Below are 7,931 nucleotides of genomic sequence, written 5' to 3'. Positions count from 1 at the left end.
AGGTCTGCAACGTCGCCGCACGCGCACTGGCGACCTGAAACACCTTCAGCACCGCGCCGGCATCCCACCGACGCACATCGTCGGGCGTCAACTCGCTCATCGGCAAAATCCTAAGCCAAGTACCGGAAGCAAATGAGCACGAAAACGAAAGTTGACCAGCACAAAGAGTCGCCGACCGTTGGTGCGGGCGGAGGGATTCGAACCCTCACGCTCTCTCGAGCACCGGCACCTAAAGCCGGCATGTCTGCCGTTCCATCACGCCCGCAATGCCACGCGATCGTACCGTCACTGCAGTACCAGGGTTTGTCGACGGTCTTGCGCACGAGCCCCGGAGTACCTTTTAGGGATGTCCACTACACGTCGTCGGAGACCCGCGTTGATCGCGCTGGTGGTCCTGGCCGCGGGTGGCTGCCTGGCCCTGGGCTGGTGGCAGTGGACCAGGTTCGAGTCGACATCGGGCACTTTTCAGAATCTCGGCTACGCGTTGCAGTGGCCGGCGTTCGCCGCATTCTGCGTGTACGCCTACCGCAAATTCGTCCGCTACGAAGAAGCGCCGCCGGAGCCCCGAAACACCCACGCCGTCAACGAAATACCGGAAGGGCTGTTGCCCGAGCGCCCCAAAGCCGCGCAACCGCGCGCCGATGACCCCGAACTCCGCCAGTACAACGCCTACCTGGCCGAACTTGCCAAGGCGGACAACGACAACCAGAAGCAGAACAGGACAACCGCATGACCGCAGCCGGCCAGAACATCCGCACTCCCCTGCTCGCCTATCGCGTGATGGCGTGGACGACGGGTATCTGGCTGATCGCCCTGTGCTACGAGATCGTCGTCCACTACATCGTCAAGGTGCCGAATCCGCCGACCTGGATCGGCATCGTGCACGGCTGGGTGTACTTCGCGTATGTGCTGGCAGCCTTCAACCTCGCGGTCAAGGTGCGCTGGCCGATCGCGAAGACGATCGGCGTGCTGCTGGCGGGCACCATCCCCTTGGTCGGCGTGATCGTCGAGCATTTCCAGACGCGAAATGTGAAGGCGCAGTTCAACTTAGCCTGAGCGCTCATTGAGCGGCTAGCGCACGCAACGCCGGCAGCAGTAACGCCAGCGCGCGACCGCGATGCGACGCCGCGTCTTTCTCGGCCGAACTCAGTTGCGCCGCAGTGCGATCCTCGCCGTCCGGAATGAACACCGGGTCGTAGCCGAAGCCCGCGTCGCCGCGTGGCTCAAAAGCGATGGCGCCCGGCCACTCGCCGCGGACCACAACCTCGTCGGAACCCGACACCAGCGCGCAGGCCGAGACGAATGCCGCACCACGACGCCCGTCGGGCACGTCTCGCAGCTGCGCGAGCAACAGCGCGGTATTGGCGGCGTCGTCACCGTGGCGGCCCGACCACCGCGCCGACAGCACACCGGGCATGCCGTTCAACGCCTCCACTGTCAGCCCGGAGTCGTCGGCCACGGTGGGCAGACCCGTCGCGGCGAATCCGTCACGGGCCTTGGCCAGTGCGTTATCGTCAAACGTCGCACCGATTTCCGGTGCCTCGTCGAATGGCGGAACGTCGTTCAGAGACACCAGGGTCAGCCCCGATAGCGCAGCCGCATCCAACACTCGGCGTAGCTCCACCAATTTCTTGGCGTTGCGGCTGGCAACCAATAAGCGCGTCAGCTGCCGAACGCCTTCTGCGCCGCGGGACCCTCGGGCAGCACGCCCGGGTACGGCAGGGCCAACGCCTCGTTCTGCGCGGCGAACAACTTCTCGCAAGCCCCCTCGGCGGCATCGAGCAGCTTGTCCAGCGTCGACCGCGGGAACGTGGCGCCCTCGCCGGTGCCCTGCACCTCGACGAGTGTCCCGGTGTCAGTCGCGACCACGTTCATGTCCACCTCGGCGCGGGAGTCTTCCTCGTAGGGAAGATCGACCCGGATCCGGCCATCGACGACCCCGACGCTGATCGCGGCGATCGCGCACGACAGGGGCCGCGGGTCCGACAGCTTGCCCGCCGCCGACAGGTAGGTCACCGCATCGGCCAGCGCGACGTACGCCCCGGTGATCGCCGCGGTCCGGGTCCCGCCGTCGGCCTGCAGCACATCGCAGTCGATGGCAATGGTGTTCTCCCCCAACGCCGCCAGGTCGATGCAGGCCCGCAGCGACCTGCCGACGAGCCGGCTGATCTCTTGGGTTCGCCCCGACGGCCGGCCCTTCACCGACTCGCGGTCACTGCGCGTGTGGGTAGCCGACGGCAGCATCGCGTACTCGGCGGTGAGCCAGCCCAAGCCCGACCCCTTACGCCAGCGCGGCACGCCCTCGGTGACGCTCGCGGTGCACAGGACTTTGGTCTGACCGAATTCGATTACCACCGAACCTGCCGGGTGGGAGGTGAACCCGCGGGTGATGACGACCGGTCGAAGCTCGTCGTCGAGGCGGCCGTCTTCTCGTTTTGACACGCCGCCAACCCTAGCGTGCGGTCAACGAGTCAGGAGTGCCCGACGTTGAATGTCTCGCCGCACACCACGGCGTGCACGGGCCCGTCGAATTCGGCTTTGGCCTCGCTGATCACGTCCTCACGCGAGGTCCACGGTGGGATGTGCGTCAACAGCAACTCCCCCACCCCGGCTGCGGTCGCGATCCGCCCGGCCTCGGTGCCGGACAGGTGCAGGTTCGGCGGCCGATCGGGCGCGTCTGTCCACGACGCTTCGCACAGGAAGACGTCGGCCCCGCGGGCGAGCTCGACGACCGAGTCGCAGTAACCGGTGTCGCCGCTGTAGACGAACGTGCCGCCGGCGCCGTTGGTGATACGCATGCCGTAGGACTCGGTCGGGTGGCACACCAGCCGCGGCGTGATGTCGAGCGCGCCGATCGTGACGGCCTCGCCGTCGACCCAGTGGTGCACGTCGAAAATGTCGGAGCAGTCGTCGATTTCGCCTCCGTAGGGCGACGACGCGGCGCCGAGACGGGACCAGGTATCGCTGGGCCCGTACAGCAACGCCTTCCCCTTCGGGGGCGACGGGTGGTAGCGGCGCCACACAAACAGCCCGGGCACATCGAGGCAGTGGTCGGCGTGCAGGTGCGACAGGAGCACGTGGACCGATCCCGGATCGGCGTGCCGCTGCAACGCGCCGAGCACCCCTCCGCCGAAGTCGATGACCAGCGGTGGGGTATCCGGTGCCCGCAGCAGATAACCCGATGCCGGCGAATCCGGGCCAACGACGCTCCCCGAGCAGCCGAGCACGGTAATTCGCACGGTCACTACTGTGCCATGCCCAACGTCATGTTGTTGAAAACATCCCCGGTTTACTGCTGAGTAAGGTCAGCCGGACGCGGCGATGTGCCGATGGACCGGTTCGACGCCGGTAACCGCCGGCCCCAGAAACCGTGCCGCGAGGGCCAGAAACGCCTCCGGATCACCGGTGGCTTCGAACGCACGCAGCGGCGACGCGGCATCGGGACGGTCGGGATGGGGATGCAGTAGGTCGCGTTCGGTCAGCACGCGAAGCAGTTCCTTCGCCGTCTCCTCGGCGCTGGACACCAGCGTCACCGCGTCGCCCATGGCCAGTTGGATGAGCCCGGACAGCAGCGGATAGTGCGTGCAACCCAGCACCAGGGTGTCGACGTCGGCTCGCTGTAGTGGCTCGAGATACCCCTCGGCCAGACCGAGCACCTGGCGGCCGCTGGTGACGCCGCGCTCGACGAAGTCGACGAACCGCGGGCAGGCCACCGCGGTGATCTCGGTGTCGCGGGCGGCGGCGAACGCGTCCTGGTAGGCGCCGGACGCAACTGTGGCCTGAGTTCCGATCACGCCGATGCGGCCGTTGCGGGTGGTGGCGACGGCCCGCCGGACCGCGGGCAGAATCACCTCGACGACGGGCACGTCGTAGCGTTCGCGGGCGTCGTGCAGGCAGGCCGAGGACGCCGAGTTGCAGGCGATGACGAGTGCCTTGATGCCGCGGTCGACCAGGTCGTCGCCGATGGCCAAGGCGTGCGCGCGAATTTCGGGGATGGTGAGCGGGCCGTAGGGGCCGTTGCCGGTATCGCCGACGTAGACGATGTCCTCGTCGGGCAGTTGGTCGATGATCGCGCGGGCCACCGTCAACCCGCCCACGCCGGAATCGAACACCCCGATGGGCGCCAGTGCGTTACTCATGTGCGCCACTCCTCCGCCTCGCTGCGCTCCGCATCGTCGTCGGCGCAACTCATGTCGACTCGATTATCGCTGCGGTGCCCGTCGGCGCCGCTCGCGAGCCTCGCGTTCCGGGCTGGACAGCAGGTACGCGGCGAACACCCCGGCGATCCCACCGCAGAGATGCCCCTGCCACGACACCCCGCCGCAGACGTTGAGCACCGGCACCGCGCCCCACAACACGCCGCCGTAGGCGACCAGCACCAGCAGCCCGATGACGATCTGCCAACCCGAGCGGGTGAAGAATCCGAACACCAGCAGAAACGTCAGCCAGCCGAAGATCAGGCCCGAGGCGCCGATGTGGTCGCTCTCCAAGCCGCAGGACGATCCCAGGTTGCCGATCAACCACGTGCCGAAGCCGCCGACGATCCACACGATCGCCGTCGCCCACAGGAATCGTGAGAACCCCGCCAACGTGACCAAGAAACCCAGCACCAGCGCCGGGCCGGTGTTGGCCGCCAGGTGCCCCCAATTCGCGTGCAGCAGCGGGGCGAACAGGATGCCCCACAGGCCGTCGGCCTCCAACGGGCGGATGCCGTTCTCATCGAGCCGGTGCCCGCTGAGCTGATCGAATGCCTCCACGACGTAGAGCAGCGCCACGAAGCTGAGGATCGTGGCGCCACCGACGACGAACGCGGAGCGCTTCTTTCGCGGTTGTGTCTGGCTCGTCATACCGCTGGCCGCCCTTCGCAATCCCCCGCTGCGTCCACGCTACCGGCGTGCGGCGAACGCGCCCGGCAATAGACCGCGGTAGGTCGGTATCCCGGCCACCGAATCGGCGGCGATCACGGCGCCGACCACCGCGTGAGCCAAGCAGTCGGCCGCCGCCGCGCCCACCTCTGTCGCCAGCGGCGTTTCCGGTGAGAAGGCGGCGGGCACATCGGCCGGCGGCGCGACCTCGATAGCCCCGGTGGCCAACGCGAACACCGTGTCGCCGTCGACTGGGGTGTGCGCGGGCCTGATGCCGCGGGCCAGCCCGTCGTGAGCAGTGCTCGCAACCTGACGGCAGGCCGCCGGGCTCAGAGCGGCGTCGGTCGCGACGACCGCGATCGTGGTGTTCAGCGAGCTCAATGGCGACTCGAGAGCGGCCAGTTCGGCGAGTTGCTCGGCGGGCGGCGCGGTCAGCCCGAACTCGCCGACCAGATAGCTCAACCACGGCAACCCGGTGGCTTGGTCGACGACGTTGCCCGCCGAGTTGACCACCACCAGCGCGCCGACGGTCACCCCGGACGGCAGCGTGGTCGACGCGGTGCCGACCCCACCTTTCAGCACTCCCGCACAGGCGCCCACTCCGGCGCCGACCGTGCCGACGTCGACCTTGGCGCCGGCCGCCTGGCACGCGGCGTAGCCGAATTCGGCGGTCGGCCGGTTGCGCCACGCACCGACCTCCAGATCGAAGATCACCGCACCCGGGACGATCGGAACCACGCCGCCGGTCATCGCCACGCCGCGCTCGTGCTCCTCCAGCCAGCGCATCACCCCGTCGGCGGCTGCCAACCCGAACGCGCTGCCGCCGGCGAGCAACACCGCGTCGACGTAGCGGACGCTGTTGGCCGGATCCAGCAGATCGGTCTCCCGGGTGCCGGGTGCCCCACCGCGCACATCGACGGCACCGATCGTCCCCGGGGGCGTCAGGACGACGGTGACGCCGCTCGCCCACCCGGTGCCCATCGCCGCGTCGGGGTCGAGCCGGTGATGCTGGCCGACCAGGATGCCGGCGACATCGGTGATCGCGCTCACCGCGAACCCATCAGTGCTACGACGAGGTACTCCTGCAACACGGTCAACCACTGGTAGACGTCGAGATGAGCGGCCAGCGGATGATCGTCGGGTAGCCGATCGGGACCACTGGGCTGGATGTCGAGCATGGTGCCCAATGCCAACCGCAGGTCGTTGACCGACGCGGTCCAGGCGTGCGCGGCCTCTTCGCTCAGGTCGAGCTTGCCGCCGCGATCCGGCAGCGTCTCCAGAAGTTGTTGGGCCGCAACCCGTTTTGCGTCGATGATGGACGGCTCGTGCAGGCTGCGCAGTGCGGCGTTCAGGCCCCGAGTGTCTTCGTCGGCGTCGTCGTTGGGTTTGGTGAAATCCGGTAGCAGCCGCTGCAACGTCGCGTTGTCCGGCGGCTCCGAGTTGCCGGTCTTCATGCCGGTGATCTGCTCGAGTTCGTCTTGCGGCGACGATGATTCGCGTTCGTCGAGCAGCCCGATCATCGAGGCGACCAGGTTTCTCAGCAGCGCGGCTTCATGCGCGTCGAGTGCAGACCGGAACCGGACGCCGTCGGCGGTCTCTACCCGCTTCCACTTACGCACTCAGTGATCCTGCTGCATGGTGGCCCACAGGCCAGCGGCATGCAGCTTTGTGACGTCGACTTCCATGGATTCCCGGCTGCCTGACGACACCACCGCCTTGCCCTCGTTGTGCACCTGCAGCATCAGCTTGGTGGCGTGCGGCTCGCTGTAGCCGAACAGCTTCTGGAAGACATAGGTCACGTAATTCATCAGGTTGACCGGATCGTCCCAGACGATGGTCACCCACGGCGCCGCGGTGGCTTCGACGGTGTCTGCTTCCCGTTGCCCGGTGGTACCCGGCTTGGTCGGGGCTGACGCAACCATGGCCAACACGATACCGAGCCGCGGCCGCAGAACGGATACCGTTGCCGGGTGCACTCCGGGCTGCTGACCGACAGGTACGAGCTGACCATGCTGGCGGCGGCACTGCGCGACGGCACCGCACACCGCAGGTCGGTGTTCGAGTTGTTCGCTCGCAGGCTGCCCGACGGCCGGCGCTACGGCGTCGTGGCGGGGACCGGCCGGTTCCTGGAAGCCTTGTCGGAGTTCAGGTTCGACGATGACGCGTGCGAATCGCTCGCCGAATTCCTCGGCCCGGACACGCTGAGGTACCTGCGTGACTTCCGGTTCGGCGGCGATATCGACGGCTACGCCGAAGGTGAGTTGTATTTCCCTGGCTCACCGGTGCTTTCGGTGCGTGGCAGCTTCGCCGAATGCGTGATCCTCGAGACGCTCGCGTTGTCGATTTTCAACCACGACACGGCGGTCGCCTCGGCCGCCGCCCGGATGGTCAGCGCGGCCGACGGGCGGCCGTTGATGGACATGGGCTCCCGGCGCACCCACGAGCGCGCGGCCGTCGCCGCGTCGCGCGCCGCCTACCTGGCGGGGTTCGCTGCGACGTCCAACCTGGAGGCCCACCGCCGCTACGGTGTGCCGACCGAAGGCACCAGCGCGCACGCCTTCACGCTGCTCTACGACGGGCCGAACGGGCCCGACGAGCCGGCCGCGTTCGCCGCACAGGTCGCGGCGCTCGGTGCAGGCACCACGTTGCTGGTCGACACCTACGACGTGACGACCGGCGTGGCCAACGCGGTCGCGGCCGCCGGCACCGAACTCGGCGCGGTCCGCATCGACTCCGGCGACTTGGGCGTGCTGGCCCGCCAGGTCCGCGAACAACTCGACGGGCTCGGAGCCGCCCAAACCCGCATCGTGGTCTCCGGTGACCTCGACGAATTCGCGGTCGCGGGACTACGTGCCGAACCGGTCGACAGCTACGGGATCGGCACCTCGCTGGTCACGGGATCGGGCGCACCGACCGCGAACATGGTCTACAAGCTGGTCGAAGTCGACGGCGTCCCGGTCGAGAAGCGCAGCCTGCGCAAGGAATCGCACGGCGGCCGCAAGGAGGCGGTGCGATTGGCACGCTCGACCGGAACGATCACCGAGGAGGTCGTGTATCCGGCGGGCC

The 7,931-nt window shown here is 68.0% G+C and carries 11 protein-coding genes and 1 tRNA gene; 3 read left to right on the top strand and 9 right to left on the bottom strand.

Going from position 1 to position 7,931, the window contains the following annotated elements:
* Positions 1–179 precede the first annotated feature (179 nt).
* Positions 180–265, bottom strand: a tRNA-Leu gene (locus A5658_RS10645).
* 81 nt (positions 266–346) lie between these two features.
* Between A5658_RS10645 and A5658_RS10640 the strand changes: the two genes are divergently transcribed.
* Complete coding sequence (locus A5658_RS10640; protein WP_067333823.1) at positions 347–733, top strand: hypothetical protein; 387 nt, start codon at positions 347–349, stop codon at positions 731–733.
* The gene (locus tag A5658_RS10635; protein WP_067333820.1) at positions 730–1,056 is read left to right on the top strand and encodes a DUF3817 domain-containing protein; all 327 of its coding nucleotides are present in this window, start codon (positions 730–732) and stop codon (positions 1,054–1,056) included. Before A5658_RS10640 ends, A5658_RS10635 begins: the two co-directional genes overlap by 4 nt.
* Before the next feature lie 4 nt (positions 1,057–1,060).
* Here the strand turns inward: A5658_RS10635 and rdgB are convergent, their stop codons facing one another.
* From rdgB to clpS, 8 genes are all read right to left on the bottom strand, one after another.
* Entirely contained in the window at positions 1,061–1,666 is a 606-nt protein-coding gene (gene rdgB / locus A5658_RS10630) for an RdgB/HAM1 family non-canonical purine NTP pyrophosphatase (RefSeq protein ID WP_067333831.1), read from the bottom strand.
* Complete coding sequence (gene rph / locus A5658_RS10625; RefSeq protein ID WP_067333817.1) at positions 1,663–2,442, bottom strand: ribonuclease PH; 780 nt, start codon at positions 2,440–2,442, stop codon at positions 1,663–1,665. Before rph ends, rdgB begins: the two co-directional genes overlap by 4 nt.
* A 29-nt stretch (positions 2,443–2,471) precedes the next feature.
* Positions 2,472–3,245, bottom strand: a complete 774-nt coding sequence (locus tag A5658_RS10620; RefSeq protein WP_067333814.1) for a cyclic nucleotide-degrading phosphodiesterase — start codon at positions 3,243–3,245, stop codon at positions 2,472–2,474.
* 60 nt (positions 3,246–3,305) lie between these two features.
* The gene (gene murI, locus A5658_RS10615) at positions 3,306–4,139 is read right to left on the bottom strand and encodes a glutamate racemase (protein WP_067333811.1); all 834 of its coding nucleotides are present in this window, start codon (positions 4,137–4,139) and stop codon (positions 3,306–3,308) included.
* A gap of 63 nt (positions 4,140–4,202) precedes the next feature.
* On the bottom strand, positions 4,203–4,847 hold the full coding sequence (locus tag A5658_RS10610) for a rhomboid family intramembrane serine protease (RefSeq protein ID WP_067333808.1): 645 nt from the start codon (positions 4,845–4,847) through the stop codon (positions 4,203–4,205).
* A gap of 39 nt (positions 4,848–4,886) precedes the next feature.
* Entirely contained in the window at positions 4,887–5,915 is a 1,029-nt protein-coding gene (locus A5658_RS10605) for a P1 family peptidase (protein WP_067333805.1), read from the bottom strand.
* Positions 5,912–6,484, bottom strand: coding sequence for a DUF2017 domain-containing protein (locus A5658_RS10600; RefSeq protein ID WP_067333802.1), 573 nt, complete (start codon positions 6,482–6,484; stop codon positions 5,912–5,914). Before A5658_RS10600 ends, A5658_RS10605 begins: the two co-directional genes overlap by 4 nt.
* Positions 6,485–6,787, bottom strand: coding sequence for an ATP-dependent Clp protease adapter ClpS (clpS, locus tag A5658_RS10595; RefSeq protein WP_067333828.1), 303 nt, complete (start codon positions 6,785–6,787; stop codon positions 6,485–6,487).
* An 87-nt stretch (positions 6,788–6,874) separates the two neighbouring features.
* Between clpS and A5658_RS10590 the strand changes: the two genes are divergently transcribed.
* A partial coding sequence (locus tag A5658_RS10590) for a nicotinate phosphoribosyltransferase (protein WP_067333826.1) occupies positions 6,875–7,931 on the top strand: 1,057 nt, incomplete at its 3' end.

The sequence above is a fragment of the Mycobacterium sp. 1245111.1 genome (genome assembly GCF_001673405.1).
Taxonomy (GTDB): domain Bacteria; phylum Actinomycetota; class Actinomycetes; order Mycobacteriales; family Mycobacteriaceae; genus Mycobacterium.
The sequence above is the reverse complement of the archived record's forward strand: the minus strand, read 5'-3'. Positions and strand labels throughout refer to the sequence as shown.